This window comes from Cryobacterium serini (assembly GCF_004404025.1).
Lineage (GTDB): Bacteria > Actinomycetota > Actinomycetes > Actinomycetales > Microbacteriaceae > Cryobacterium > Cryobacterium serini.
In genome coordinates, this window is sequence record NZ_SOHN01000018.1 from 22,049 (window position 1) to 48,622 (window position 26,574).

General features: G+C 64.2%; 30 protein-coding genes and 1 pseudogene. 16 read left to right on the top strand and 15 right to left on the bottom strand.

Features of this window, described 5'->3' with window-relative positions; all coding sequences use genetic code 11:
* Nucleotides 1–84 precede the first annotated feature (84 nt).
* Nucleotides 85–465: a hypothetical protein gene (locus tag E3T51_RS14615; protein WP_134530501.1), complete on the bottom strand. Its 381-nt coding sequence runs from the start codon at nucleotides 463–465 to the stop codon at nucleotides 85–87.
* A gap of 388 nt (nucleotides 466–853) precedes the next feature.
* Here E3T51_RS14615 and E3T51_RS14620 point away from each other — a divergent pair, with 388 nt between their 5' ends.
* The 3 genes from E3T51_RS14620 (at nucleotide 854) to E3T51_RS14630 (ending at nucleotide 2,807) form a co-directional block, all read left to right on the top strand.
* On the top strand, nucleotides 854–1,348 hold the full coding sequence (locus tag E3T51_RS14620) for a hypothetical protein (RefSeq protein WP_134530502.1): 495 nt from the start codon (nucleotides 854–856) through the stop codon (nucleotides 1,346–1,348).
* Between the two features lie 122 nt (nucleotides 1,349–1,470).
* Entirely contained in the window at nucleotides 1,471–2,364 is an 894-nt protein-coding gene (locus E3T51_RS14625) for a DUF6545 domain-containing protein (protein WP_134530503.1), read from the top strand.
* A complete protein-coding gene (locus tag E3T51_RS14630; RefSeq protein ID WP_134530504.1) occupies nucleotides 2,361–2,807 on the top strand; it encodes a hypothetical protein in 447 nt (148 codons plus the stop codon). Before E3T51_RS14625 ends, E3T51_RS14630 begins: the two co-directional genes overlap by 4 nt.
* A gap of 69 nt (nucleotides 2,808–2,876) precedes the next feature.
* On the opposite strand, the gene E3T51_RS14635 is transcribed toward E3T51_RS14630, so the two are convergent.
* Nucleotides 2,877–3,203, bottom strand: coding sequence for an antibiotic biosynthesis monooxygenase family protein (locus E3T51_RS14635; RefSeq protein WP_134530505.1), 327 nt, complete (start codon nucleotides 3,201–3,203; stop codon nucleotides 2,877–2,879).
* Nucleotides 3,204–3,244: 41 nt separating this feature from the next.
* On the opposite strand from E3T51_RS14635, the gene E3T51_RS14640 reads away from it, so the two are divergent.
* Both E3T51_RS14640 and E3T51_RS14645 read left to right on the top strand, forming a co-directional pair.
* Complete coding sequence (locus E3T51_RS14640; protein ID WP_241989358.1) at nucleotides 3,245–3,733, top strand: putative quinol monooxygenase; 489 nt, start codon at nucleotides 3,245–3,247, stop codon at nucleotides 3,731–3,733.
* 105 nt (nucleotides 3,734–3,838) lie between these two features.
* Nucleotides 3,839–4,501 carry a histidine phosphatase family protein gene (locus E3T51_RS14645; protein WP_134530506.1) on the top strand — a complete coding sequence of 221 codons (663 nt, stop codon included), beginning with the start codon at nucleotides 3,839–3,841 and terminating at the stop codon, nucleotides 4,499–4,501.
* A gap of 33 nt (nucleotides 4,502–4,534) precedes the next feature.
* On the opposite strand, the gene E3T51_RS14650 is transcribed toward E3T51_RS14645, so the two are convergent.
* Together E3T51_RS14650 and E3T51_RS14655 are read right to left on the bottom strand one after the other, a co-directional pair.
* Entirely contained in the window at nucleotides 4,535–4,885 is a 351-nt protein-coding gene (locus tag E3T51_RS14650; RefSeq protein WP_241989359.1) for an MmcQ/YjbR family DNA-binding protein, read from the bottom strand.
* Between the two features lie 8 nt (nucleotides 4,886–4,893).
* The gene (locus E3T51_RS14655) at nucleotides 4,894–5,892 is read right to left on the bottom strand and encodes an LLM class flavin-dependent oxidoreductase (RefSeq protein ID WP_134530507.1); all 999 of its coding nucleotides are present in this window, start codon (nucleotides 5,890–5,892) and stop codon (nucleotides 4,894–4,896) included.
* Between the two features lie 300 nt (nucleotides 5,893–6,192).
* On the opposite strand from E3T51_RS14655, the gene E3T51_RS14660 reads away from it, so the two are divergent.
* The 4 genes from E3T51_RS14660 to E3T51_RS14675 all read left to right on the top strand — a co-directional run bounded on the left by E3T51_RS14660 (nucleotide 6,193) and on the right by E3T51_RS14675 (nucleotide 9,220).
* Nucleotides 6,193–6,381: a hypothetical protein gene (locus E3T51_RS14660; RefSeq protein WP_134530508.1), complete on the top strand. Its 189-nt coding sequence runs from the start codon at nucleotides 6,193–6,195 to the stop codon at nucleotides 6,379–6,381.
* A gap of 249 nt (nucleotides 6,382–6,630) precedes the next feature.
* The gene (locus E3T51_RS14665) at nucleotides 6,631–7,518 is read left to right on the top strand and encodes a dihydrodipicolinate synthase family protein (RefSeq protein WP_134530509.1); all 888 of its coding nucleotides are present in this window, start codon (nucleotides 6,631–6,633) and stop codon (nucleotides 7,516–7,518) included.
* A 38-nt stretch (nucleotides 7,519–7,556) separates the two neighbouring features.
* On the top strand, nucleotides 7,557–8,417 hold the full coding sequence (locus tag E3T51_RS14670) for a 3-methyladenine DNA glycosylase (RefSeq protein ID WP_134530510.1): 861 nt from the start codon (nucleotides 7,557–7,559) through the stop codon (nucleotides 8,415–8,417).
* Nucleotides 8,418–8,662: 245 nt separating this feature from the next.
* Entirely contained in the window at nucleotides 8,663–9,220 is a 558-nt protein-coding gene (locus E3T51_RS14675; RefSeq protein ID WP_134530511.1) for a hypothetical protein, read from the top strand.
* A gap of 55 nt (nucleotides 9,221–9,275) precedes the next feature.
* Here the strand turns inward: E3T51_RS14675 and E3T51_RS14680 are convergent, their stop codons facing one another.
* Nucleotides 9,276–9,689: an ankyrin repeat domain-containing protein gene (locus E3T51_RS14680; RefSeq protein WP_198417881.1), complete on the bottom strand. Its 414-nt coding sequence runs from the start codon at nucleotides 9,687–9,689 to the stop codon at nucleotides 9,276–9,278.
* Nucleotides 9,690–9,819: 130 nt separating this feature from the next.
* Between E3T51_RS14680 and E3T51_RS14685 the strand changes: the two genes are divergently transcribed.
* Nucleotides 9,820–10,434 (top strand): hypothetical protein, encoded by a 615-nt coding sequence (locus E3T51_RS14685; protein ID WP_134530512.1) that lies wholly within the window; start codon nucleotides 9,820–9,822, stop codon nucleotides 10,432–10,434.
* A gap of 87 nt (nucleotides 10,435–10,521) precedes the next feature.
* Here E3T51_RS14685 and E3T51_RS17230 read toward each other — a convergent pair whose 3' ends face one another.
* The gene (locus tag E3T51_RS17230; protein ID WP_241989360.1) at nucleotides 10,522–11,337 is read right to left on the bottom strand and encodes an aggregation-promoting factor C-terminal-like domain-containing protein; all 816 of its coding nucleotides are present in this window, start codon (nucleotides 11,335–11,337) and stop codon (nucleotides 10,522–10,524) included.
* A gap of 304 nt (nucleotides 11,338–11,641) precedes the next feature.
* Between E3T51_RS17230 and E3T51_RS14695 the strand changes: the two genes are divergently transcribed.
* Both E3T51_RS14695 and E3T51_RS14705 read left to right on the top strand, forming a co-directional pair.
* Nucleotides 11,642–12,418: an alpha/beta fold hydrolase gene (locus tag E3T51_RS14695; RefSeq protein ID WP_134530513.1), complete on the top strand. Its 777-nt coding sequence runs from the start codon at nucleotides 11,642–11,644 to the stop codon at nucleotides 12,416–12,418.
* Between the two features lie 325 nt (nucleotides 12,419–12,743).
* Nucleotides 12,744–14,609 carry a DEAD/DEAH box helicase gene (locus E3T51_RS14705; RefSeq protein WP_134530514.1) on the top strand — a complete coding sequence of 622 codons (1,866 nt, stop codon included), beginning with the start codon at nucleotides 12,744–12,746 and terminating at the stop codon, nucleotides 14,607–14,609.
* Between the two features lie 187 nt (nucleotides 14,610–14,796).
* On the opposite strand, the gene E3T51_RS14710 is transcribed toward E3T51_RS14705, so the two are convergent.
* Both E3T51_RS14710 and E3T51_RS14715 read right to left on the bottom strand, forming a co-directional pair.
* Complete coding sequence (locus tag E3T51_RS14710; RefSeq protein WP_134530515.1) at nucleotides 14,797–15,828, bottom strand: NADPH:quinone reductase; 1,032 nt, start codon at nucleotides 15,826–15,828, stop codon at nucleotides 14,797–14,799.
* A 140-nt stretch (nucleotides 15,829–15,968) separates the two neighbouring features.
* Nucleotides 15,969–16,598: a DnaJ family domain-containing protein gene (locus E3T51_RS14715; RefSeq protein WP_241989361.1), complete on the bottom strand. Its 630-nt coding sequence runs from the start codon at nucleotides 16,596–16,598 to the stop codon at nucleotides 15,969–15,971.
* 159 nt (nucleotides 16,599–16,757) lie between these two features.
* Here E3T51_RS14715 and E3T51_RS14720 point away from each other — a divergent pair.
* Nucleotides 16,758–17,155 (top strand): annotated as a pseudogene (locus E3T51_RS14720) (manganese catalase family protein); the annotation flags it as partial.
* A gap of 66 nt (nucleotides 17,156–17,221) precedes the next feature.
* On the opposite strand, the gene E3T51_RS14725 reads toward E3T51_RS14720, so the two are convergent.
* Nucleotides 17,222–18,361: an EamA family transporter gene (locus tag E3T51_RS14725; RefSeq protein ID WP_134530516.1), complete on the bottom strand. Its 1,140-nt coding sequence runs from the start codon at nucleotides 18,359–18,361 to the stop codon at nucleotides 17,222–17,224.
* An 85-nt stretch (nucleotides 18,362–18,446) separates the two neighbouring features.
* Between E3T51_RS14725 and E3T51_RS14730 the strand changes: the two genes are divergently transcribed.
* Entirely contained in the window at nucleotides 18,447–19,007 is a 561-nt protein-coding gene (locus E3T51_RS14730) for a CGNR zinc finger domain-containing protein (RefSeq protein WP_174844603.1), read from the top strand.
* Here the strand turns inward: E3T51_RS14730 and E3T51_RS14735 are convergent.
* Entirely contained in the window at nucleotides 18,997–19,977 is a 981-nt protein-coding gene (locus tag E3T51_RS14735) for an NAD(P)-dependent alcohol dehydrogenase (protein ID WP_134530517.1), read from the bottom strand. The genes E3T51_RS14730 and E3T51_RS14735 overlap by 11 nt on opposite strands.
* Before the next feature lie 229 nt (nucleotides 19,978–20,206).
* Between E3T51_RS14735 and E3T51_RS14740 the strand changes: the two genes are divergently transcribed.
* Nucleotides 20,207–21,094, top strand: a complete 888-nt coding sequence (locus E3T51_RS14740; RefSeq protein ID WP_134530518.1) for a 1,4-dihydroxy-2-naphthoyl-CoA synthase — start codon at nucleotides 20,207–20,209, stop codon at nucleotides 21,092–21,094.
* Between the two features lie 16 nt (nucleotides 21,095–21,110).
* Here the strand turns inward: E3T51_RS14740 and E3T51_RS14745 are convergent, their stop codons facing one another.
* Together E3T51_RS14745 and E3T51_RS14750 are read right to left on the bottom strand one after the other, a co-directional pair.
* The gene (locus tag E3T51_RS14745) at nucleotides 21,111–21,554 is read right to left on the bottom strand and encodes a VOC family protein (protein ID WP_134530519.1); all 444 of its coding nucleotides are present in this window, start codon (nucleotides 21,552–21,554) and stop codon (nucleotides 21,111–21,113) included.
* Nucleotides 21,555–21,638: 84 nt separating this feature from the next.
* Entirely contained in the window at nucleotides 21,639–22,619 is a 981-nt protein-coding gene (locus E3T51_RS14750; RefSeq protein ID WP_134530520.1) for a squalene cyclase, read from the bottom strand.
* Nucleotides 22,620–22,851: 232 nt separating this feature from the next.
* Here E3T51_RS14750 and E3T51_RS14755 point away from each other — a divergent pair, with 232 nt between their 5' ends.
* Nucleotides 22,852–24,723, top strand: a complete 1,872-nt coding sequence (locus E3T51_RS14755) for an FAD-binding monooxygenase (RefSeq protein ID WP_134530521.1) — start codon at nucleotides 22,852–22,854, stop codon at nucleotides 24,721–24,723.
* Between the two features lie 33 nt (nucleotides 24,724–24,756).
* On the opposite strand, the gene arfB is transcribed toward E3T51_RS14755, so the two are convergent.
* From arfB to E3T51_RS14770, 3 genes are all read right to left on the bottom strand, one after another.
* On the bottom strand, nucleotides 24,757–25,179 hold the full coding sequence (gene arfB / locus E3T51_RS14760; RefSeq protein WP_104190799.1) for an alternative ribosome rescue aminoacyl-tRNA hydrolase ArfB: 423 nt from the start codon (nucleotides 25,177–25,179) through the stop codon (nucleotides 24,757–24,759).
* 62 nt (nucleotides 25,180–25,241) lie between these two features.
* Nucleotides 25,242–26,009, bottom strand: a complete 768-nt coding sequence (locus E3T51_RS14765; RefSeq protein WP_134530522.1) for an SCO1664 family protein — start codon at nucleotides 26,007–26,009, stop codon at nucleotides 25,242–25,244.
* The gene (locus tag E3T51_RS14770; RefSeq protein WP_104190801.1) at nucleotides 26,009–26,548 is read right to left on the bottom strand and encodes a DUF3090 domain-containing protein; all 540 of its coding nucleotides are present in this window, start codon (nucleotides 26,546–26,548) and stop codon (nucleotides 26,009–26,011) included. Before E3T51_RS14770 ends, E3T51_RS14765 begins: the two co-directional genes overlap by 1 nt.
* Nucleotides 26,549–26,574 lie beyond the last annotated feature (26 nt).

The following is a 26,574-nucleotide window of genomic DNA, read 5'->3' on the forward strand; positions in this document are numbered from 1 at the left end:
CACAGCTTAACGGCGGGCCCGAATTGACTGCGGCCGCGAAGTAACGTTTCTTAGCGTTCGGGATTATGAGCCGCGCGGCAAGCGTCACTGCGAGCGGTGGGCGCCACCGGGTTCCCCGGTCACAATCCAGCCGGTCGCGAAGCGAGTCTGCGTAGTCCGCGCCGACTCGCCCCCATCGAGCTGCAGCGTGTGCTCCAAAATCTTGGCGTCAATCGCACGGGCGCTGTCTCCATTGCATACCCAGACCCTGATTGTGGCGCCGGATGCACGTGGACGTTCTGGCATAGACCAAACCTGAACCACAACGCTGTGACCTGACTGAACGATGCGCCAGGCTGCGCGAACGGCCGGGAGATTCGCCACGGTCATAGCGCCGTCGGCGCCGATGCCGATCTCCGTCTTCGTTTGCGCGTTGTGCCAGCTATCAAAGCTCAGGGTGACCTGCTGATCGATTTCGGCGGGCACGAGCCCCCGCAACCACCTCAGCGCGAAAGTATCAACGCTCGTACCGCTCCGAGGCGCCGCGTCATGAGCCACTGTGGCGCCGTTAATCGCGCGATGAAAGACCGACCGGCCGTTCTGTCGCTTGGCGCCCCCGACTCGGAAGCGCCAAGCATGCAAATTCCACGCAGAGCGCAGCCTGTGCCCGAGTGCTGGACGGCCAAAACCAGTGCCAGACACCGGAATCAGAGCCCCCGCATTACCGCCAGTTATGAGCCAAGCCATAGCCGATCCTCCCCCTAGACCAACGTTGGACATGTCTATCGTAGAGCTTCTACGGGCCGTGCGCCGACACTCTCCTGAACCGCTCCCAGCAAGGAGGTAGGCTCAAGGTATCTTCAGGGGGTACGGGATGAGCTACGAGTTACGCCAGAAACGGGCGCACACGATGGTGGCCGAACTCGGTCTACCCCGGCCGCTCACTGCTGAGCTGCTGCACCGACACATGGAAACGGTGCGTGGCAAGAAGATCGTGGTTCAAAGTGCGCCGCCACGAATGCTCGAGGCCGGGCTCTGCGGGTTGTGGGTTGCCGTCGCCGGAGAAAGTTTTGAGCGGATCCACCACGCACCGACCAGTTCGGTGGTGCACCGCCAGCAGTTCATCAATCACGAATACGGCCACATGATCCTCAATCAGGAACAGGAGCTGCTCTCTGCTGAGCAAATCGCTCTGCTCGCGCCCCTGATCCCCCTCGATGCCATCGTCTATGCGCTCTCGCGCACGCGGTTCTCCGACGAACAGGAGGCCCTGGCCGAGGCCATCGGCGACGAGCTGGCCCTCATCATGCTGCGCGATGGCCCTGAAGCGGCCCACGGCAGCAAAACCGGATTCGGACGAGTGCTCTAATGCAAGCGATCCTCTTTACACTCTCTGCCGTCTTCTGGATCGCCGCGGCAGTGTGTGTTCCGTCGGCAATTCGGGGACAACGTCGGCCGCTTCTCCTGTTTTTAGCGGTGTTCGCACTCACCATGACGCTCATGCCCCAACCGGTCTACCGGCCCGTCGACGCGCTACTGGGCAACGGCAACGTAACTTATTTCATCTTCCACGCTCTGACCATTGTGGCCATTGCGCTCCTCGACGTGATTGTGCAAGAGGCTATGGCGCCTCGCGGGCTCACCCGAGCTCGCAAACATGCGACTACCCTGATCACCGCGGTGATCGTCCTCGCCCAGGCCCTTTTGTTCTTCGGAAGCGACTGGCGCGTGACAGACGACATCGCCGCGTCGTTCATTCCCCGCTGGGATTTCACTGCTTATGCGGCAACAACGTGGATCGCGATGGGCATCTTCGCGGTGTCCTTCGCAACGGCGTGCCTGTTCGACCTGCGTCGGCAGCGCCGCCATGTCACACGGATTTCATTGAGCTTGGTACTTCTGGCTTGCCTGGGCGTACTCACCTACGCCGTCATTAGCCTAACCAGCGCAGTTCTTGCCGTTCTTTACGCGGACTTTCTGCTGGTCGGTTGGGCGCGTACTGCCTACACGCTTTCCCTACTCTTGTCCCCCATCAGCCTGGTCATTGGACTCGGACTGACTGCAACCGTCGACGGGTTGGCCGCCGGCCAAAGGAACTACCGCGACAGAGTGCTCCTCTGGCGTATCACGCCGCTTTGGCACCGTCTTATGCGCGACACCCCGTACCTGAGCATCGAGCGACAACTCTCGCCGCTGCAGCTTCTTACGGTGCGTACGCCTGGCGTTCACCTCTACCGGCGACACGTCGAAATTCGAGACAACCTGCTGCTGCGCCCGGACCAAACCCTTACCCCCGCCGAAATGACACTGATCGATCTAGCCGAAGCGCGCACCCAGGCCCGGTCGGCGGTCCAAGGCGCCACCCTCGTGGTTCCAGCGCAATGACCACGCGGGACGCCGCCGACGTGAGCCCACAGTTGGAGTTGGCCCGCAAACTCAACCTGCTGCTCGACGTCGTCGTTGCCGAAGGAAATACCCCCTACACGTATCGACAAATTGAAGCCGGATTGAAGGCACGTGGCCTAACTCTCTCCCGCGCACGCTGGGCCTACATGATCACCGGCGAGGGACCCCTCGTGACCGATCCAGCACTCCTCACCGGCATCGCCGAATTCTTCCGCATCCCCGCGGAATACATGCTCGGCTCCGATAGCGACCTGCCGGAACGCGTCGACGCTCAACTCGCCTTCGTCAAGAGCCTGCGCGTTGCCCGCGTCGTGAGCTTCGCAGCACGGATGCTCGGCGACGTCTCGCCAGAAACCCTCCGGTCGATCACCGACCTGCTTCAGGACAACACTCCCGATCCAGAGTCGAGCCCCGCCACGTAGTGCGGGCTAGCGTGTCCGTTCGGAACGACACCGTCAAAATTGCGACGTCCCGATCTGTCAGGCGATCGGCTAGCTGGCAGTACCGCCAGCGATGGCGTACGACCACAGCTCGCTGCTGACACCGACCGGGCGCGCCGCCGGCTCGCCCTCTTTCGGCGTCTCGCTGCGGTGCCCGTTGGCGAATGACGGAGAACTCAACCAGGCCTGGAACGATTCCTCGTCGGCCCAGCGGGTGACGACAAGCCAGGTGAGGCGGTCGTCGGTCGGCTTCAGAAGCTCGAAGCCTTCGAAGCCGGGCCGGTCGTCGACAGCGCCAGCACGGGCAGCAAATCGGCGGGCGAGCTCGTCGCCGCCGTCGCTCGGCACGGTGATGGCGTTTATTTTGATGATCGTCATGAAATTTCTTTCTGTTCAAACGCGCGAAATGTATTTTCTCCATGCTGTCACTCTCGGCTGTCAGCCCGAGCCGGCGCTACGGCGACCAGGCACAGCCGCGCGGTCGGCGTAACTGCATCCCCCGGCACACCGCGTTCCCTATGCTGGAATACACGACCTTTTTTTGGTCGGTCAAGGTGTGCCAGATCGATTACGCGCAACCAATTTCCCGTGACCTCAACCTGTTTGGAGCTCTTGTGCCTATCACCGCTTTCCTCGATATCCATGTAAAGCCCGAGTCCCTCGCCGAGGCTCCCGATGTAATACACGACACTCTCCTTGCCACCCGCGCTTTCGACGGATGCCTCGGTGTCGATGTGCTCGTCGACACCGAAGACCCCACCCACTTCGTTCTCGTGGAAAAGTGGATCTCCCTGGACCACGACACCGCTTACCGCACCTATCGGGCTGGACCGGGTAAATCTTCTTTGGGAACGATCCTGTCCGGCACGCCCGTTCTCACCAAGTTCGAGATCGCCACGGACATCTGACACTGTTGCCGCAGGTGCCGCACCTGCCGCTCGAAACCCTCGACGCTTTGGCCGTCGGCGCACCCGTCTTCTCTTGCTCGGTTACGTTGCCTATGCTGGAGGGATATGCGACTTCTCCTGATCCGCCATGGCCAGACTCCCGGCAACGTTCTCGGGCGGCTTGACACCGCGCATCCCGGTCCAGGACTGACCGATCTCGGCCTGCGCCAGGCATCCGCTATTCCCGATGCGCTGCGCTACGAACCGATTGACGCCATCTTCGTGTCGACGCTCTTGCGCACGCATCTGACGGCGCACCCGCTCGCCACCGATCGCGGGCTGGATGTGCAGATTGCGACCGGGTTGCACGAGATCGAAGCCGGATCTCTCGAGGGGCTGCGCGATCGAGCATCCGTTCGCACCTATTTAGAGACAGCGGTAGCTTGGGGCACCGGCAACCTCGACAAAAGGATGCCGGGTGCTCACGACGGTCACGCCTTCTTCCGTCGGTTCGACGCGGACATCGCGCTCGCAGCGGCTGGCTCTGAGGTCGCCGCGGTATTCAGCCACGGGGCAGCCATTCGGGTCTGGACCGCGGCCCGCGCGCAAAACGTACCGTCGACTTTTGCTGGGGAGAACGAGCTCGACAACACCGGTGTCGTCGAACTCACCGGATCGCCAGAGAACGGGTGGACCCTACTGTCCTGGGCGGGCCTGCCGGTAGGCGGGATGGCCCTTGTCGACCTGGGTGCTGCCGATCCTCTGGGCGACCCGGTCCCCGGGGCGTAAGTCAGAGAATCCGCCCCGGACGAGCCAGCTCCGCTACTGCGGCGGGGGCCCGGGAACCCGGGGCCGCACGAGCGCATGGCTGTCCCGCAGCAGCTGTTCGACGAGCTCAGAGGGCACATCCCCCTCGAGCACAATCGTGATCCAGTGCTTCTTATTCAGGTGATAGCCCGGAGTGATCCACAGCGGAAACTCCTCGCGCAGGGCGCGACCTTCTTCCGGATCACACTTGAGCGATACCGTGAGCGGTTCGCTCCCCAGCGCCGCGAGGGCAAAGATTTTGCCGTTGCCACTGGTCTTGAACACGCTCGTCTCTTCGCCGAATGGAAAGGATTCCATCGCCTGGGGCAGGCCCAGGCACAGATCGACGAGCGCGTCCGGGGTCACGTACGCACTCAGGCAGCGACGAGGTTCATCGCATCGGCCGTAAGCTCAACCGAGCGCAGGCGGTCCGCGATCGATGGGGACTGGTGGGCGAGAATGAGCTCATCGGCACCGGTTCCCTCGGCGAACTCCTCAAGATAGGCGCGCACCTCGTCGGCGGTGCCAACCGCCGAGTAGCGCATCATGTTGGCGATATTGCGACCCTCCGGCGTGGTCAGGAAGACGTCGATCTGGTCGTCGTCGTATTCGGGCGTTGCCGGTCCGCGAGAGAGCATGCCGCGCACCCGGGTGCGGCGGGTCGTCTCAAACTGCGTCACTGCATCCGCTTTGTCGTCGGCCGCGATCACGTTGGCCGCAATGATGAGGTGCGGCGCTGCAAGCTGCTCTGACGGCGTGAAATCGCGGCGGTAGAGCGCGATCGCTTCGTGCAGTGCGTCGGGCGCGAAATGCGACGCGAAGGCGTACGGCAGGCCGAGGGCTGCGGCAAGCCCGGCGCCGAACAGCGACGATCCGAGAATGAACAGCGGCACATTGGTACCGGTCCCGGGAATGGCCTGCACGCCGGGCACGATCGACTGCCCGCGAAGGTAGGCCTGCAGCTCCATGACGTCCTGCGGAAACTGGTCAGAGGCACGGGGGTCGCGACGCATCGCCCGAGCGGTATTCTGGTCGCTTCCGGGCGCCCGGCCGAGGCCCAGGTCGATGCGGTCGGGGTACAGTTCCGCGAGGGTTCCGTACTGCTCGGCGATCACAAGCGGTGAGTGATTGGGCAGCATGACGCCGCCGGATCCGAGCCGAATCGTGGAGGTCTGGCCGGCCACGTGGCCGATCAGAATACTCGTCGCCGACGATCCAATGGTCGGCATATTGTGGTGCTCGGCATACCAGACCCGCTCATACCCGTGTTTTTCGGCCGTCTGGGCGAGGGCAACACTCCCAGCGAAGCTCTCCCGAGCGGTCTGGCCGGGGGTAATCGGAGCAAGGTCAAGGACGGAGAGCGGAATAGTCATACTGGGGGCAACGCTTTCGCGCGCAAATCGTTACCCGGGGCTCGAAACGAGCAGGACGCATCTTTGGCCGGTAACGAAATCTAAGAATTTCACTGTCTTACAGACATTCTGGATGATCGCGACTTACGCTGTGAAGCACTGAACCAGCTCCGTCGCCGCCGCCGGAGAGTGACATCGGCTTCGATCCAGATCACGCGCCAACAACTCGCGCACGATCAGCTCGGGGCAAGCATGTGCTCCGTCACGTGCATCCATCCGGCATCTACACCTGAGATGCGCTGCTGAAATGGATCCACAACCATGACCGACGATGAACTCCTTCTTGAAATCGACTACACCGACTACAACAGTTCTTGCCGCGATCCGCACATCACACCGGCCGAGGACCTTGTTGAGTGCCGCCGCCTGCGCGGCCATGAGGACGACACGCACGGCACCCGTGCCGGAGTGCGTGCAATCCGTTGGGTGGCCGACGCTCTGGCCGCGTAAAAAACGCCCCACCGAAAAACCCAACGGGAAAAAAAGGAGTGCCTGCCCGCCCAGCCGTGCTCGACCCGGCTGACCGCGCTGCTCCGGCGGTCGCGGCGAGCTAAGCGGGCTCGGCGGGCTCAGCGATCGCTGCGGGCTCCACCGGCGAGATAGTGGAGCGCATCTGAATGAAAGCCTCTTCGACCCAGAACGTGCAGGAGGATGGTGGAAGCGCCGCTCACGCGCGCGCACCGACGAAGGAGCACAGCCATGTTCACGGGGCTCAGCGCATTTCCCCTTACGCCAACCAACGAGAGCGGCATCGACGAGCTGGCCTTCGTGCGCCTGATCTCCCGGCTTGCCGCAGCCGGCGTCGACTCGATCGGCGCGCTCGGCTCGACCGGCGGGTACGCCTACCTCAGCCGTGAACAGCGTGCCTGGGCGGCCAGGACGGCGGTCGAGGCGGCCGGCAGCACCCCGGTCATCGCGGGAATCGGCGCACTCCGCACCCGGCAGGTGCTCGACCTGGCAGCGGATGCCCAACTTGCCGGCGCCGCCGGCGTGTTACTCGCGCCGATGACGTACCAGCCCCTCAACGACGATGAAGTCTTCGGCCTGTATGAGGCCGTGACCGCGGAGCTGGCCATTCCGCTGGTCGTTTACGACAACCCGGGAACCACGCACGTCGCCTTCAGCGACGAATTGCACGGGCGCATTGCCGCGTTGCCGAACGTCGCCTCGATCAAGATTCCGGGACTCTCCGCCACGGCGGCCCCGGGCAGAATCGCCGCTCTCCGCGCGGTGATTCCCGCGCACGTCACGATTGGGGTCTCCGGGGATTGGCTAGCCATCGGCGGACTGCTTGGCGGCGCCGACGCCTGGTACAGCGTGCTTGGCGGGCTTTTTCCCGAGACCGCCATAGCGATCACACGAGCCGTCCAAGCCGGCCACAGCACAGCGGCCGTCGCAGCCTCCGACCGACTCGAACCACTCTGGGCGCTCTTTCGTCGGTACGGCAGCCTGCGCGTCATGTCGGCTGCGGCCGAAACTCTGGGCCTCGTCGCCTCGCCCAACCTGCCGCTGCCGCTGCTCGGTCTCGACCCTGCCGCCCGCACCGAGCTCAACGCAACCCTGCGCGAGCTGGGCCTCGGGGGCTGAGGCCCAGCTCGCGACGGCTGACGGCGTAAGGTCGTTGGGTGCCACTTACAGACCTGACCCGGGTGCTCGAGACCGCCGACTGGCGAAGCCGCGAGCAGGCCCATGAGGAACGCGCTGATGCGTACACTCTTGGTCGCCGTGAGCGCGCGGCAATCGGCCAGGTGCATCCGGTCGACGATTTTCTGTTCACGTACTACCCGTTTCGTCCCGGTCTACTGCGCCGCTGGCATCCCGGCGCTGGCTTACTGCTGCAGGGTGCCGCCGACCAGCGGCGCGCGAGCTGGAAGTGGTACCGCAACGAGGGCGGCGCCAGTCAAGTGGATGCTGCCGCCTTCTACGAGAAGAACGAGCGCGTCATCGGATTCATCAGAACACTCCTCGCCGCGACCCGGCAGCGGCCGGCCCACTTTGGCTGCTTCGGCCTGCACGAATGGGCGATGGTCTACCGGCAGGGCGAGCACCGGCATGTCGCGCCACTCCGACTCGGCCAGGCTGACACCGACGCTGTCGTCGACGGAAATCGCATCGGCTGCAGCCATTTCGACGCGTTTCGGTTCTTCACCCCCGCCGCTATTGGGCTAAACCAACTGCAACCGTCCCGCGAGAACCAACCGGTGATGGAGCAGGCGGGGTGTCTGCACGCCGGAATGGACATCTACAAGTGGGTAATCAAGCTCGGTCCGCTGGTTCCCGGCGAGGTACTTCTCGATTCCTTCGAGCTCGCCCGCGACATTCGCCAGCTCGATATGGAGGCTTCCCCCTATGACCTCGCCGAGTGGGGCTACGCGCCCGTCGAGGTTGAGACTCCGGCCGGTAAAACCGAGTATGTGCGCCGTCAGCGCGCATTCACCGCGCGCAGCAACGTGCTGCGCGAGCGCGTCGTGAGCCTTCTCGTCTAACGCAGCTCCATCGATTGCCAGTGAGCACCGGTTGCCAGCCCCTTCGCAGGTTGTGCCACTGCGGCGAGCGGATGCCCCGCGTGGCGGCGATCTGAGCGCGTCACCACGAGCGTACCGGTCGCCCAAAACGTCCGACGGCACCCATTTGGGGTACGCAGACCAAACCACATCAGCCAGGGCTCCGGACCATCTGTGCGGCCCGAGAACACATCGAGGCCGGAACAGAACAACGAATAGGAGCTCTCATGAACACGAACACGAAGCACACGAATATTCGCAAGATCACCGCGCTGGGAATCACCGGCGCCGCAGCATCCGCGCTCATGATTGGAGGCTTTGTCGCCCCCGCCCAGGCGTTTGACGGCGACAGCACCAGCACGACCACGAGTACCGACAGCTCATCCGAGCAGAACCGGCTTGACGTTATCGGCGACCTGTTCAACCTTTCGGGCAACGACTCGACCGGCAACGGCGTGCTCGGCAACGACACCTCCGTCGGGGGCGTCGGCAACGGCGGAATCCTGGGTGGCGGCGTCGTCAATGGTCCACTGGTCGATGACTCGCTCAACAGCGACATCGGTGATGTCGCGTCGGGCAACGAGGTCGGCAACGACGCATCCGTCGGCAGCGGCAACGACGTCGTCGCACCGATCGAGGCACCCGTCACCGCGCCGGTCGACGCCGGCAACGGCACCGATGTCGGCACCGATGTCGGCGGCGTCGACGTTGACGACATCGACGGCTCGGTCGACTCGATCGTCAACGATGTTCTCGGCGACCTCGGACTTGGCCTCGGCCGCTAACGCGTTCACCTAGAAGCGAGGGCGTCTCCCACTCGGGAGGCGCCCTTTTCGTATTTCAGCCGTGTGGGTACGACTCGATGACCTCGCGCATGCGCGGCAGGCCGAACTGGTCGGCGACGGCTACGCCACTGTGCGCGCCGAGGTCAGGGTCGGCATCCGCTTCAAGGAGCAAGCGCAGGATCGGCTCATTGCCCCGAAAAACCGCACACGAGATCGCGGTCTGGCCCATGGCATTAATAACGGATGCGTCTGCCCCGCGTCGCAGCAACTCAGCGACAGTATCGGGATGCTGCTGGTAGGCCGCGACGATCAGCAGCGTGTCTCCACGCGTGTTGACCACGTTGAGGGGCACTCCGGCGTCGATCATCTCGCCCAGTGGGCCGGTCAAGCCGTCGCGAGCGAGGTCGAAAACACCCTCGATGACCTGCGGACTGATGGCTCCGCCAGGTACTTGCGTGTTCTCGTTCACTGATACTCCCGCTCGACAGTCGTGTCCCTAGCGTATCCGTCTTGGCCTGTCGAGTGACGTGAACGTTACGATTTGAGTTCCGGCGCGGCTAAAACTGACAGCGCAAACATCGGGATGCCACACTCGGAGCATGACACCTCGACGCGCGCTCATCGCCGCTCTCGTGACCGGCGCATTCCTCACCCTGACCGCGTGCGCGGGTACGGCAGTACCGGGTGCCGAAGTGCCCGCAGCTCTTCCTCAGCCACCGACGAACACCGACGAACTCGTCGGCCAGGGGACCGTTTTGCAGAAGGGCGAGGGCGATCCGCAGCTCTGTCTGGGCCCGATCATGGAGTCATACCCACCGCAGTGCACTGGACCAACGATTCATGGCTGGGACTGGTCGCTGGCCGAGTACTCCGAAACCGCGTCGACGGTGACCTGGGGCACGTACGCGGTCTTTGGAACGTGGGACGGCACGACCTTCACACAAACCCAGCCTCCGATTCCGCTCTCTTTGTACTCACCGGTCGGCTCCCCCGACCCACGCCAGGACGCGGAGAACGCGGGCGCGAGCGATGATGCCACCCTGCAGGTCATCAGCGACGAACTCGCCGGTGCGCACACACTCACGTCCGTACCGATGAACGGCTACCTCTGGGTGTCCGTGCTGTACGACGACGGCAGCATTCAGCGCTACGTCGACGAGCGATACGGCCCCGACGTTGTTATCGTGCAGCCCGCCCTGCTCCCCGCGAGCTGAGCGCGCCGGTGTGGATCGCCTGATTTCTACCTGACCGCACGTGACACATCGGGAACCGCCCGGCTACGACGGATCGCTCCCCGCGCTCTAGTACCAGCCCGATGCTTCCGACTTGTCCCAGGCATCACACGGTGTGCTGTACCGGCTCGCGATGTAACCCAGGCCCCAGGTGATCTGGGTCGCCGGGTTGGTCTGCCAGTCGGCCCCGGCCGAGGCCATCTTGTTACCGGGCAGTGCCTGGGGAATACCTGTGGCACCACTGGAGGCGTTGTAGGCGTTCACGTTCCAGCCTGATTCTTTGTCCCAGAGGCTCACCAGGCAACCAAACTGATCGTCACCCCAGCCGTACTGGCTGGCCATGAGCTGACGGGCGATTTGCTGCGCCGCGTTGGGGTCAGCTGGAGCGGACGGTCGGGCCGGTGTCGCCGGGACGGCTGCTGCAGCTTCGGCCTCAGCGGCAGCAGCCTCCGCGGCAGCAGCTTCAGCGGCGGCCGTGGCAATCGCTGCCTGCTCGGCAGCGACGCGATCGACCTCTGTCGTGGAAGCGTGCACATTCGCGGTTTCGGTTTTCGTGACGTCGACGAGCTCGAAAATGCGCTCCGGAGCGAGAAGGGTGACGTGGGAGAGCGCTGCAACAGATTCCGACAGGCCTGTAGCATCCGTCTTGCCCTGCGCCGCAGCGATTACGACGCTGGCACCTGTCACGGCAGTTTCAGAGGCGTGTTCGGCGCGGTCTCGCAGGCGTTCCCTGTTGAGTTCCAATTGTTCGGCATGGCCAGCACCGCTGGAGACAAGGGCCACTATGGCGGCTGTGCGCGCGTTCTGGTCTGCGACAGCGGACTGCACCGCGAAGCCGGTGCCGAGGACAGCGGTGATGGCAACGGCGGCGCCGGCTGCAATCAAGCGGCTCCGCTTCCGGCGACGACGCGTAGCCTGAAGGCGTCTGCCGTCGGTCTCAAGGGATGTGGTGGGCGTGGTTGAAGAAGAAATAGGCCTGGCTTTCAGAGGACGAATCGCTGGGTCGCACTAGCGGTTCTGGATCGATACTCCACAGGCGGCGTCGCGGGCGAAGTTTCCAGTATGCACGGCTTTCCTGAACACTTCCTCATGTTTGGTGTGCCGGTCACTAACGCAGCCGCCGTCCCAGGATCTCGTACTGGCGCGGCAGGGGCCGCCTGCCGCCCAGCATCCGTGGTGAGATAGGGGGATGTTGCACCGAAACACCCCCGAGCACAGTTTTGTTCCGTCCGTCGATGGCGTTCAGTTGGCCACCTACGAGCTCGGCGACCCGGAGCAGCCGACCGTGTTCGTGGTGCACGGCTTCGCCTCGAGCGCCATCGCCAACTGGCACGCCACCGGCTGGACCCGCGACCTGACCCGGGCCGGCTTTCACGTCATCGGCATCGACCAGCGCGGGCACGGCGCCAGCGACAAACCGCACTCCCCCGACGCGTACACGATGGACTTACTTGTCGCCGACGTCGAGGCAGTGCTCGACGCCTACCTGCTCACCGAGGTGCGCTACGTCGGTTACTCGCTCGGTGCCCGCGTCGGCTGGCAGGCTGCCCGCGACCTTGGCGGCCGCATCACGCAAGCGGTACTTGGCGGGATTCCGGACGGTGATCCACTTAAAAGTTTTCAGATAGCGGATGCTCGCGCCCACCTCGAACACGGTACCGAACTCACCGATCGTCTCACGGGCACCTATCTCACGATGGCGAAGGCGCTACCCGGCAACGATCTGGCGGCACTCGTCGCCCTGGTCGAAGGCATGCGCGGCGGCCCGCAGCCCGGCGCCGCAAACGCACCCACTCAGCCGGTACTGTTTGCCACCGGTAGCGAGGACGGCATTCTCGACGCCTCCCGGGTGTTGGCCGACGCCACGCCAAACGGGGGCTTTTTCGAGATTCCCGGCCGCAATCACTTTAATGCGCCCACATCGAGGGCGTTCCGCGAGGCGGCGATTGGCTTTTTGACGGCTTAGGCCTCAGCGAAACGATACCGTTCCGTCATCGTCGACGTGCCAGCCCGGGTTGTGTGCGATCTCCCAGATGACGCCGTTCGGGTCGGCAACGTGGCCGTGAAAGATACCTCGGTTTAGTCGCCTGCAGAGCTCTCGTGGCACGGGTTTGAGACGTTGGGACTGGTTTGCACAGGGCGAACTTCTCAAACACGGGCCGCCAGCAGGGGCGAACGCGTGGCCGACCAGCGCAGTGCATAAGCGGATGCCGCGGCCGCGGGCATCCGCTTTTCAAGTTGTCAGACGTGCCTTGGCGCCGGGGGCGAACTCTTCGGCTACCGTTGATACTATGACCGCCCCAGACACTACAACGCAGAACGAGGCAGATTCTGCCTCCACAACGAAGACCTTTGCCGACCTTGGACTCAATGACGCCATGCTTAAGGCGCTCAAAGTTGTCGGCTACGAAACGCCCTCGGCTATTCAGGCCGCCACTATTCCCCCGCTGTTGGAGGGTCGCGACGTTGTCGGACTCGCCCAGACCGGTACCGGCAAGACGGCTGCGTTCGCGCTGCCCATTCTGAACCGACTCGACCTCGCGCAGAAGAACCCGCAGGCGCTCGTGCTTGCGCCCACCCGCGAGCTCGCACTGCAGGTGTGCGAGGCGTTCGAGAAGTACGCCGCCCACATGCGAGGCGTGCACGTGCTGCCCGTTTACGGCGGACAGGGCTACGGCCAGCAGCTGTCGGCCCTGCGTCGCGGAGTGCACATCGTCGTGGGTACTCCGGGCCGCATCATGGACCACCTCGCCAAGGGCACCCTCGACCTCTCTGAGCTGAAGTTCCTGGTGCTCGATGAGGCCGATGAGATGCTGAACATGGGCTTCGTTGAGGACATCGAGACCATTCTCGCCGACACCCCCGACGACAAGCAGGTAGCCCTGTTCTCGGCCACGATGCCGGCGCAGATTCGCCGGATCTCCAAGAAGTATCTGCACGACCCGGAAGAGATCACGGTCAAGAGTAAGACCACAACCAGCGCGAACACGACCCAGCGCTACCTGATGGTGTCGTACCCGCAGAAGCTCGACGCGCTCACCCGCATTCTCGAGGTTGAGAACTTCGAGGGCATGATCATCTTCGCGCGCACCAAGAACGAGACCGAAATCCTCGCCGAAAAGCTGCGTGCGCGCGGTTATTCGGCCATGGCGATCAACGGCGACGTGCAGCAGGTACAGCGCGAACGCACGATCAACCAGCTCAAGAGCGGCAAGCTCGACATTCTGGTCGCAACGGATGTCGCCGCTCGCGGCCTGGACGTGGAGCGCATCAGCCACGTCGTCAACTACGACATTCCGATCGACACCGAGTCGTATGTGCACCGCATCGGCCGCACCGGCCGTGCCGGCCGTTCAGGCGCAGCGATCAGCTTCGTTACGCCGCGCGAACGTCGTCTGCTCTCCGCCATCGAAAAAGCGACCCGCCAGCCGCTCACCCAGATGCAGTTGCCAAGCGTTGAGGACGTCAATGTGACGCGCCTCACCCGCTTCGACGACGCCATCACGGCGGCACTGGACGAGACCGACCGCATCAGCAAGTTCCGCGACATCATCGCGCACTACGTGTCCCACCACGATGTGCCCGAGGTCGATGTGGCCGCGGCTCTTGCCGTTGTCGGGCAGGGCGAAACTCCGCTGCTGCTTTCGGCCGAGGATGTTCGCGCCCAGCAGCGCCTCGAGCGCGACGAACGGGTTGAACGTTCCGAGCAGCGCGGCGACCGCCCCGAACGCGGCGGTCGTTCGGACCGCCCTGACCGCTTTAATCGGGACGAGCGAGGCAGCCGCGACGACCGCGGCAGCTATAGCGCCCGCGACGACCGGCCTGTGCGCAGCGAACGCCCGGTGCGTTCGAGCGGTAAGCCGATGGCCCAATACCGCATCGAGGTCGGTAAGCGTCACAAGGTAGAGCCGCGTCAGATCGTCGGCGCCCTCGCCAACGAGGGTGGGCTGAGCCGCGACGACTTCGGGCACATCAAGATTCTGCCGGACTTCTCACTGGTCGAGCTGCCCGCTGATCTGTCGAACGACGTGTTCTCCAAGCTGGAGAATACCCGCATCAGCGGCAAACTGATCGAGCTGCGTGCCGACAAGGGCGGAGCGTCGCGCTCGGCCGAGCAGGGCGATCGCCCGCTGCGCGCTCCGCGCCGCGAGTACTAGAGTCTGCCGCAGAAAGCCCCCTCGTCGTTCACGACGAGGGGGCTTTCTGCGAGTCCCCGGCGCGTAACTCCTGCAATTCGTATCTGGCCCGCCGCAACACCCGCGGAAACATGCGGAAGCTTACGGTGCGCCCCACAGATTGCAGGAGTTATGCGCTGGGCCGGCTCCTGAAGCAGGCGACCGCGGGTCAGGCCGCGGAGACGTCGATCAGCACCTTGCCGGTGACACCGCTTTCGACGAGGGCATGGGCATCCGCTGTGTGGGCGAGGTCGAAGCGGTGCAGCGGCAGACCCGCATCCGCTCCCACGGGTAGTGCGCCGTCGACGAGTGCCTCATTGATCGCGGCGGCCGCTTGCCGCACGACCTCGATGCCGACGGTGTACAGCAGTAAGAACTGGTACCGCACGTTGAGACTGAAGTGCTTGCGCACGTCGAGGGTCATCTGGTCGCCGCCGTTGTTGGCGTAGACCGCTACGGATCCGCGATTGCGAATCACCTTGAGGTCGAGTTCGGAGTTCTGGGCGGGGGCCACCTCGACGATGAGGTCGACGCCGTGGGGCGCAATGCTTCGAATGTCGGTTGCCACGTCGGAGTCGGTGTAGGTGAGCACGTGGTGTGCCCCGGCAGCCGTTGCGAGGGCGGCCTTGGCTGGCCCACTCACGGTCGTGATCACGGTCGCGCCGGCCCAGCGGGCGAGCTGGATGGCGGCATGGCCGACGGCGCCGGCACCTCCCGCGACGAGTACGATCTTGCCGTCAAGCGCTCCGGGATGCAGGCGCGGTGGCCCATCTTCGGCCACGGTGAGGGCCCGGTAGGCGGTGATGGCCGGCACGCCGAGGCTGGCTCCCTGGTCGAAAGTGGCCGGGGAGGGCAGCAGGAAAACGCGTTCGGCCGGAAGCACCGCGTACTCCTGGGCAGTTCCGCTGTTCGATCGCTCGTACGCGGCGAGGACGAGCCAGACGCGATCGCCGACAGCCACGTTCGACACACCGGGACCGACGGCGTCAACGACGCCAGCGCCGTCCTGGTTCGGGACCACGTCGGTGAAGGCCAGAGCCTCGCCCGATTCCGTGCCACGGCGCGACTTCCAGTCGGTGGGGTTCACCCCGCTCACCACGATCCGAACGCGCACCTCTCCGGAACCGGGTTCGCTCACCGGTCGATCAATGAGATGGAGCACGGACGGGTCACCGGTTTTGCTGTACACAATGGTCTTCATGTAGGGGCCAACGCTGGAGGCGCCGAAATGTTTCCCTGACGGGAGCGGTGCGTTCAAAACCTGCACTGGACCAAGTCACCGGTGATGTCCGCGGCGATCACGGACTTTCTTTGCCAGAACGGTTGAGAGGCCCCACGCGGTCATTGGGGGCGGGCGCGACGGCGTTCCCGCCAGGTCATGGCGGCCAGCGCCGCGGCCTCACTCTCGCGTTGCTGCCTGGCGGCCTCGCTGCGCGCGGCGCGGCGCTCCCGCCAGAGGGCGAGCTGTTCCGCCACATCTCGGGTGGGGGTGACCACGGGCGGCCCGCCCTGCAACTGCCGTCGTGCTGCCACCACTCGGCTGTTGAAATCTCTGAGAATCTCGGTCACCGCAGCCTCAGACTGCACGCTGTCCAGCCGGGCATCGAGCTCGGCGTTCTCGGTGCGCAAGGTGAGGGCCGGCGGCCCGAGCCCAGTGATCTTCTCGCTTTCGATCTTCTGGCGAATCCACCAGTCGGGGTCATACCCACGGTCGAGGTTCGCCAGCGGCTTGCCGGCGCCGGGCAGGTTGTCGAACTCGCCACGACGAATGGCCTGCTGAATGGCCATTTCCACATACTGGGCTCGGGCTTCCATCATGGATTGCCCGGCCGTGTTTTGCTCGGGGTCGTTCTCTTCCGTCGCAGCGGAGTCTGCCTCATCGGGCGGCAGCATCCGCTTGAGTTGGTATCGGGCCACGTTGAGCCGGGCGTCGTTTGGTGGCGCGTCACCGCGGTCCTTCTTGCCGGTCATGACTGCCAGCCTAGATCGCCCAGGCCCTGAATTTCGCGCAGATTCCTATCTCGCAGCGTGACGATTTTCCTTTTTGACTCGTCTTCAAGAGTGATGCACTTCACCGCGCCATTGTCACCAAGTGAACACCGCGAGGAGATTTTGATGTACTTTCACACTCAGGCACACGAGAACGGCTTCGCCAAAGCTCTCGAAACCCTCGGTGTGAATTGGAAGACCCTCCTCCCGATTCCCAAGACCAACGCGGAGAACTTTCCGGAGGTCAAGCGCCTTGTCGACCTCGGTCTGCAGAGCAAGCAATACACCTTCAACCTCGCCGGCCAGTCTGAAGTGGGCAAGATCTACCGCGGCATGTCACCGTCAAAGGACGGCACCAAGCTCGCTGCAACCGAGCAAGCGCCGCCGGTGTTCCGTCCATAACCTCGGAGGAACGCCTCGAAGAGTTCACACCCGGACTCGACCCGGAGTTGCTCGCCCTCATCCAGGCGACGGCCGACCCGGAGCTTGCCGACGTCGACGCCATGTTCGGCCCGGTGACTGCACAGGCCACGAACTGAGTGGTCTGACAACACATTCGTGCCGCGCGACCTCACGCCCAATGACCCCAGCGGTCGCTTTGCCCGCTACAACTTTCCCGGTTCGCTCGGTCGTTCCGATGCTCTCGAGATCGATCTGAAACCGCCGACCATCGACGGTCCCGCGCCGGTACTGATCGCCTGAGCGGATGCGCCGGGCGTCGCCTCATCGGAGCGGGCAGCCTCAGCGGCCTCGTCGGCAACGTCGGCAGCGCCGCCGTGACCCTCGCCATGAGCGTGCGGCAATCCCGGCTCGTCCGGCAACAGCGACTCGGCGGCCAGCTCAACCCGTTCCTCCCCCACAGCTGCGATGCCGCCCAGGATAAGAAGCCCGCCGAGCAGTTGCAGCGGCGTCAGCATTTCGCCCAGCAGCAGCCAGGCGAACAACGACGCGAAGATGACCTCGAGCAGGCCCACGAACGAGGCGAGCCTCGACCCGAGAATTCCCGCCGCCGTGATGCCCGCCACATACGCGAGCGCGGTGCTGATAATGGCGAGCGTGAGCAGCGGCACCCACCAGGGAACAACCGTGCCGAGCAGGGACAGGTCAAGATACGATGCGGTAAAGGGGAGCAGCCCGGTCAGGCCGAGCAGGCCAAGTGCCGTTCCCCCGACCAGCAGCCCGAAGGCCGCCAGCGCGATCGGCGGCAGGCCCCGAGCGGGGCGCGCGGCCACCACGAAGAACACCGCGCAGGCGATGGCCGCGCCAAAGGCGAACAGCACCCCCATCGGGTCTACGGCCCGAATGGCGCCGGGCCCGATCACGAGCAGCAGCCCGCCAACTGCGAGAGCCGACCCGAGCAGCACCGTGCGGCGCGGCATCCGCTTAGTCGTCACCCAGACGAAGCCGACCAGGATCAGCGGAGCGAGAAATTCAATCAGCAGCGCGGTCGAGACTGGGATGGTCTGCAGCGCGGCAAAATAGGCCAGCTGAGTACCCGCGACACCGACGATGCCCATTCCGAGCACCCGCCAGCGACCCCGCCACAGGGCTGCCCAACGCCCGCGCAACGAATACAGCGCGACCGGCAGCAATACGAGCCCGGCGGTCACGGCTCGGGCGGTCACGGCGGCCGTCGGGGACCAGCCAGCCTCGAGCATCGGCTTGACCAGCGCGCCGGAGGTTCCGAACGAGACGGCTGCAATGGCGGCAAGGATCAAGCCTCCGGGTAAGGACGAGATCCTCATGCTTCTCCTTCGAGCGACGAGTGCCGGTCATAGTCTAAACTGGCCTATACCACTGACAGTAGAACCGAAGAGCGAAGGAGTCAACTTGCATTTTGCCCCTGACACCGAGGAAGCGCTCGAATTCATGGTGATGCTCGGCTCCACTGATCCCGGCGCTTCCAGAAGCGGCCGTGACGAACTGGAAACGCTCGCCGACCTCGCCGCTATGCTCGCCCCCATTCCGTTCACCGGCCGCATCGACGGGGATGATGCCGAACTGCTCGACGTGCGACAGACTCGCGCACTGCTGCGCCGGGTCTGGACTCTCGACCGCGACGACGCCGTCTCGGAGATCAACCGCATGCTGCGCGAGGCCAGGGCGCTCCCCCAGCTCGCCCGTCATGATGTCTCGGACTGGCACCTGCATGCGACGGTGCCCGAGGCTCCGCTCGGAGAACGCATGCGCGTCGAGGCAGCGCTGGCGTTGATCGACGTGATTCGCAGTGACGAAATGGGTCGCCTGCGAATTTGCGAAGCGGATGCCTGCACCGGGCTGGTTCTCGACCTCTCCCGTAACGGGTCCAAGCGCTTCTGCAGCGTGCGCTGCGGCAACCGCATGAACATGATCGCCTTCCGTGAGCGCCAGTCCACCGGCGCTACTGCATAGCTTCCTCGTCGCGTACGCGAATAACGACGTTGCCGATCTTCTGCCCCGTCGCGACATACTCGTAGGCCTCGCGAATATCCTCGAGCGGATAGGTCCGGTCGATTACCGGTCGAAACTCGCCCGATGCCACCAGGCCCTGCAGGAACAGTGCATCATTGCGGGTGTCCTTGGGAATCGGAAACAATACGCGCTTCCTCCTCAACACCCGCGTGGTCAGCGCCAGTATCACATTTTGCCACAGGGTCCCGAGTTCAGACGAGACGTAGACTCCGTCGGGGGCGAGCAGCCGACGGCAGCGTCCGAAAGAACTTTTACCGACCGCGTCGAGCACTACATCAAACTCGTCTTCGAGCGCGGTGAAGTCCTCGCGCGTGTAGTCCACCACCCGCTCGGCCCCGAGCGATTCCAGCAAGGCTAGGTGCGGGGTGGCGCAGACCGCTGTGACGCGAGCTCCGAGGTTCACGAGCAGTTGCACTGCAGCTGATCCGATCCCACCCGTACCGCCGTTGACCAACACATTCTGTCCGGCGGTGACCCGTGCCGCCCGAACCATATTGAGCGCGTAGTGGGCGCCCTCCAGAATCGGTGACGCCTCAACGTAGGAAACGCCTACCGGAATCTCGGCGACCAGTCCCATCTCGGCGATGGTCAGATAGTCAGCGTGACCACCAAATTTCACGCCGCTGTAGCCGAACACCCGCTGGCCGACCGCAAACGCCCTGACGTCAGCGCCGATACCGGCGACCTCGCCGGCGAACTCGCAGCCGAGAATCTTCGCCCGAGGCGCGCGCAGTCCGCTGAATAGCCGCACGACGAGTGGCTTGCCGCTCAGAAAGCCCCAGTCGGTGCGGTTGACCGTGCTGGCGAAAACCCGCACAAGTAATTCGTCGGGCTGGGGTATCGGCTGCGGCGCATTCTCGACGTGCACGAAGCTCGGTGGTCCGTAATGTCGGTACACGGCAGCTTTCATGCGGCACAGCGTACTCCCCAATGAAAATCGCTCCCGAAGCGCGCATGAGCTCCAAGTGTGCCGTGGTGCACACCGCGGTGACCGAGGCAAAGTGCCTGGCGAGCTGGATCGCCGCCGTACCTAGGGCCCCTGACGCGCCATTGATGGACTGATCAGCGTGAAGCCGGGCCACGTCCGTTACGACCGATAGCGCTGCCGCGCCGACTCCGAGCACACCTAAGCTGAAACCATGACTCAGGTTTCCGAAATTTTTGATCCTTCACTGTGGAAGCCCGTCGACGGCTTCTCCGCGCTGCAAGACATCACCTACCACCACGACAACGCCGGGCGGGTCGCCCGCGTGGCCTTCAACCGGCCAGAGGTGCGCAATGCGTTCCGGCCGCAGTCGGTCGACGAGCTCTACCGGGTCCTCGACGATGCCAGGCAGAACACACGCATCGGCGTGGTGCTGCTCACGGGCAACGGGCCGAGCCCCAAGGACGGAGGCTGGGCATTCTGTTCCGGTGGTGACCAGCGTATCCGCGGGCGCGACGGCTACCAGTACCGCGACGGGGTCGCGAGCACGGGGCGGCTGCATATTCTCGAGGTGCAGCGACTCATCCGTTTCATGCCGAAAGTCGTCATCGCCGTCATCCCCGGCTGGGCGGCCGGCGGCGGCCACTCCCTGCACGTGGTCTGCGACCTCTCGATCGCCAGCAGGGAACACGGCATGTTCAAGCAAACGGATGCCGACGTCGGCTCGTTCGACGGCGGCTACGGCAGTGCCTACTTTGCCCAACACGTCGGGCAGAAGTTCGCGAGAGAGGTCTTCTTTCTCGCGCGTCCGTACGACTCCCAGCGAGCCTACGAGATGGGCGCCGTGAATGCCGTGGTGCCCCATGCAGAGTTGGAGACGACCGCACTGGACTGGGCAAACACCATCCTGACAAAATCGCCAACTGCGATCCGCATGCTGAAATTCTCGTTCAATGCTGTCGATGACGGCATGGTCGGCCAGCAGATCTTCGCCGGTGAGGCCACCCGCCTGGCCTACGGCACCGACGAGGCTGTCGAAGGGAAAGACGCATTCCTGGAACATCGCGAACCCGACTGGTCGCCCTTCCCCTGGCAGTTCTAGCTGGCAGCGCCCAGAATCAGGCGCCGGCCTGATGCTCAGCCAGGTACGCGGCAGGACCCTTTTCGGAGGCGACCGGGTCCATCCAGAGGGCGCTGAACTCGTTGCCGTCCGGGTCTTGAAAGTCGCGGGCGTACATGAACCCATAGTCCTGTGCCGCACGCGGCTCGGTTGCGCCGCCGGCAAGCGCTTTATCCACAATCGCGTCAACGTCTTCGCGAGAGTCTCGGCTGAACGCGGTCTGCGTGAGCACCGTGGTGCTCGGGTCTGCGATCGGCTTGTCGGTGAAGGTGGCGATGAAGTCACGCGAGAGCACCATGAGGTAGAGGTTTTCCTCGATCACGATGCAGGCGGCGTTCTCGTCGGTGAACAGCGGATTGATGCTCCAGCCGAGTGCGGTGAAGAAGGCTTTCGACCGGTCGAGGTCGCTCGTGGATAAGTTGACGAAGATACTGGTAACCATGGTGACTCCTCTGCCTGGCGCGGTGCCCGCATGCCGCGAGCTCTCTTCTATCGTGGCGACAACGCGCGTTGTGTCAAGAGCCACTTAGGAGCCGGTGGCGCCGTCCCACCACTCCAGCACGCGGCTGCCATAGAACGTGAGCCACTTCGACGCCTCGCCGGCGGGCACATCCACCTCGAACCACACCCGCCCGGGGTGACGGCGCTCCTGCAACCAGGTGCCGTCCGGCCGCCTGGCGGCACGGATCAGGTCCATTGCCTCGGCGAGTCTTGGGTCGGGGGCGCTGCCATCATGCAGGGCCGCGGACCGAAAGTAATCCGCGGCGCTGAGCACGCTGTAGAACCAGCGAAACGGGTAGGCGAAGCGCGTCGCCCACGGGGCAACCTGCTCGCCGGTGGACAGCCGGTGGAGCAGCCCACGCTGCAGCAGGTACTCCTCTCCCCCGTGGCGGGCCGCGCGTAGCTCCTCCGTGCCGCCGATCGCCATTTCGTAATACAGCAACCCCATCAGGGAATTCAGCGTCGAATGATACGAGGATCGGGTCGAGCCCTCCACCCATTCGCAGTTCCAGCCTCCATCGGGTTGACGGTGGTCGAGAAACCATTGGGCGTTGTGCGAGACGTCGACGCCGAGCCACGCGCCGTTGGCCAGCGTGAAGGCGTTGATGCAACAGTCGACTTCGCCGGTCCAATACGGCAGATCTTCGTACTCCCACCGACTATTGGCGGCGAGCAGCTCGGCTGTGCCAGCGAGCATTGCAGCATCGACGCCCAGCTCGCGCAGGTCGAAGAGTGCCCACGTCGTTGCTGTGTACGGCTGCCCCGCATCGGCGGCTGCATCGGGGCCATTGAAGTCAAAGTCTCCCGGAAAATAGGCGCCGCCCGCCCACTGACCGTCACTATCCTGCTGGGCCAGCAGTCGAGCCCCGAATCCCTCAGTGTTGACCTCGGCCTTGGTTGCCCGCCATACCTCAGTCGGCGCGCCGACAAGGTCACGCTCGACGCGCCAACGCAGGGCCGGGTCGGAGTCGAGCATCCAGTCGAGAAGTCTTCGTTCGATAGTCATTGTCAGCACGTTACCCGCGCTCTCGCCACTCGGAAAGAGCCTGAACAGTGTCGCCAGCCGATAGCCTCGAGCGGATGCCTGGCCGTGCGCGGGTTGCGCATCTCGCACGGTCGTATATGATTCAAAAAACGATAATAGAACGACGCGTTCTTTTATAGAACACATAATAGGGCTGGCATTCGAATCGCCGCGCCGAGAGCACCGAGAAACCACACACAGAAGTGAGGAAGCCGTGCAGTTTCACCACCACGGATACGTGTCTACTGATCCGCGCAAACAAGATGCCGCCGGGGTCGGCATCGATCGCCCCGACGAGCTCCCCGACAGTGTCGATGTTCTCATCGTCGGAACGGGCCCGGCCGGCATGATCACCGCCGCCCAGCTCTCCCAGTTTCCGGGCATCACGACCCGCATCGTGGAGCGCCGCGGCGAACGTCTCGCGATCGGGCAGGCCGACGGCATCCAGGCCCGCAGCGTGGAGACGTTTCAGGCGTTCGGCTTCGCCGAACGCATCATCGCCGAGGCCTACCGCATCACCGAGATGGCGTTCTGGAAGCCAGACCCCACCAACCCGGCCAACATCATCCGCACCGCCCGCGCCATCGATGACCCCACCGGCATCAGCGAATTTCCGCACCTCATCGTCAACCAGGCACGCGTGTTGGACTACTTCGCCGAGGTCATGGCCAATTCGCCCAGCCGTATGACCCCGGATTTCGGCTATGAAATGCTCAGCCTGACCAACACCAATGAGGGCGACTACCCCGTCACCGTGTTGCTTCGGCACACCAGCGGAGAGCTGACCGGTCAGGAGCGCATCGTGCACGCAAAATATGTCGTCGGCGCCGACGGCGCCCACAGCTCCGTCCGCGATTCCATCGGCTGCACCCTCGCCGGCGACGCGGCCTTCCATGCCTGGGGCGTCATGGACGTGCTGGCCGTCACCGACTTTCCCGACATTCGCACCAAGTGCGCAATCCAGTCTGGATCCGGCGGAAGCATCCTGCACATTCCGCGCGAGGGCGGCTACCTGTTTCGCATGTACGTCGACCTCGGCGAAGTGGCCGCCGACGACAATGGCGCCGTGCGCACGACGACGATCGACGAGATCATCGTGAAGGCCAATGAGATTTTGCACCCCTACACACTCGACGTGAAAAACGTCGCCTGGCACAGCGTCTACGAGGTCGCCCACCGCCTCACCGACCGGTTCGACGATCTGCTTCCCGAGGAGATCGGCATCCGTTCGCCGCGGGTTTTCATCACCGGCGACGCCTGCCACACCCACAGCGCCAAAGCGGGCCAGGGTATGAATGTCTCCATGCAGGACGGCTTCAACCTTGGCTGGAAGCTCGCCTACGTGCTCGATGGCCGCAGCCCCGAAAGCCTGCTCAGCACCTATTCCGCCGAGCGGCAGGTTATCGCGAAGAACCTGATCGACTTCGACAAGGAGTGGTCGAGCCTGATGGCGGCCAAGCCGGAAGACCTCAAAATTCCGCTCGAGGATTTCTACACCCGGACAGCCGAGTTTCCGGCGGGCTTTATGACCCAATACCCGCCGTCGATGCTCATCGGCGGGGCGACCCACCAATCCATTGCCACCGGATTCCCGATCGGCAAACGGTTCAAGTCCGCCCCGGTGGTGCGCGTGGGCGACGCCAACCCGGTGCAGCTGGGCCACCACCACCGCGCCGACGGCCGCTGGCGCGTGTATGCGTTCGCTGACGCATCCTCTGAAATACTGGCCACCTGGGCCGAGTGGATGCGTACCGCACCCGATTCGCCGCTACTCGCGCACACCCCGGCCGGCAGCGACATCGACAGCGTCTTCGACGTGAAAGTGGTCTACCAAAAGCCGCACAGCGAGGTCGACCTGGGCCGGGTCGACGAGACGTTTTTGCCGAAAACCGGCCCGTTCGGGCTGATCGACTACGAGAAGGTGTACGCCGCCGATCCACACCACGACATCTTCGAGCAGCGCGGTATCAGCCGCACCGGCGTCGTAGTGATCGTGCGTCCCGATCAGTATGTCGCCAACGTGCTGCCGCTGACGGCGACCGACGAATTGGCCGCGTACTTTCGGCAGATGCTGCTCGTGCGGTAGGACGCATCAAACGGATGTCGGTGGATCGCCCACCTACTCGGCCGCGGGACGCTGCCGGTTCTGCTTCGTGGCAGAGCGCTGCTGTTTGATCGCGAGGTGCCGCCTGGCTGAACCGCGGGTGGGTTTGGTCGCCCGGCGCGCGGCCGGCTCTGCCGCAAGGCCCGCGATCACCAGGTCGGCGAGCTTTCGCAGCGCAATTTCGCGATTCCGCAGCTGGGAGCGCTGCTCGCTGGCGGCAATGGTGACCACCCCAGCGACGAGACGGTGACTCAGACGGGTGAGCAGCAGCATCCGCTCGTCGTCGGAAAGCACCGTGGACTCGGCGACGTTCCAGGACAGCTCGACCCGGCTGTCGGAGGTGTTGACGTGCTGGCCGCCGGGACCGGACGACCGGGAGAACCGCCAGCCGAGTTCGCGCTCGGGAATGGTCAGCGCCGCCGACACCTCAAGATCCATGTCCCTAGCGTTGCACACCCGAAGTTACCTCGGGCACGATAAGTATCAAAAAAGTGGCGATCTCAGAACAACGGCCAGGGTACTGCGGGCATGTCGCCGCTCGGGGCCGGAAATCGTGCTTCAGAGCGCAATTGGTCGCAACGCGCGACGAATGCCGTGAGCTCCTCGGCGCTGACCAGGCCAGCGAGGGCGGTGCCGAGCTCGCCGGAAAGCCCCGCCTTGACCCGGTCGATGCCGTCGAGCTCGTCGGTGCTGAGCGCATCGCCCAACCATCCCCACAGCACGGTGCGCAGCTTGGGTTCGACGTGAAAGGTGAGCCCGTGATCGACTCCGTGTCGGTGCCCATCGGTCATGGCGAGAATGTGGTCGCCCTTGCGATCAGCGTTGTTCACGACAACGTCGAACACGGCCATCCGCCGCAGCGGGGCGCTGTCTTCGTGAATGAGGGTGACCATCCGTTCGTGCTCGTCTCGCCCGTCGAGAACGTGGCGCCAGCCGGTTTCCGGAACAGCGTCCGCTGCCACCAGATCGACGGGGCTCTGCGCGGGGTCAGGCTCCCGCCACAGCTGCACCATGCCTTCACCCATTGGACCCTCGCGCAGCCAGGTGTGCGGCACGACGTTCCACCCGAAGGCTTGCGAGACCAGATAAGCCGCCACTTCACGATTGGCGAGGTTTCCATCCGGAAAATCCCACAACGGATGCTCCCCCGCCACCGGTTTGTAGACGACCATCGCGCCATCGATGCTGCCCAGGAAGGTCGCGTTCGAGGCCGTCGTGATCCGGCCGGTGAGTTTCAACTCGCCGTCGACCAGGTCGGGAATCGACATCAGTCCCCGGGAACGGTGCAGGTGTGCCCGTCGGCGTCGATGGGGTAACCGCAGAGGGAGCACATCGGCCGCCCGGCGCCCACAACCTCACGAGTGCGCATCGCGAATGCGCGAGCGGTGCCGACGGGTATGCGCACGAGCAACACATTGGCCGCTTCAAGCGGGTCGAGCATTTCCTCATCTTCGTCGACAATCGGGTAGGCCTCGATCACCACCTGAACCGTCGATGGATCCCAGCCCAGGCTCATCGAGCCGGTGCGAAATTCCTCAGCGACCGGTTGCTCAAGCGGGTCGTTATCGACGAGCTCGATGGGGGTGCCAGTGGGGATACTAAACGGGTTGCCCTCGAAGGTGATCAGCTGGTCGAGAATCTCGTCGATCTTCTCGGCGAGCAGGGCCGATTGCTGTTTCTCTAAGGCGATGCTGACAATCCGCGCGCCGCTGCGTACCTGCAGATAGAACGTACGCTCCCCAGGCAGGCCGACGGTGCCGATGACGACCCGGTCAGGCCAGACGAACTCATGAACGATTTGGGGCATGTAAGTATTTTAGACGCGAGAGTTGC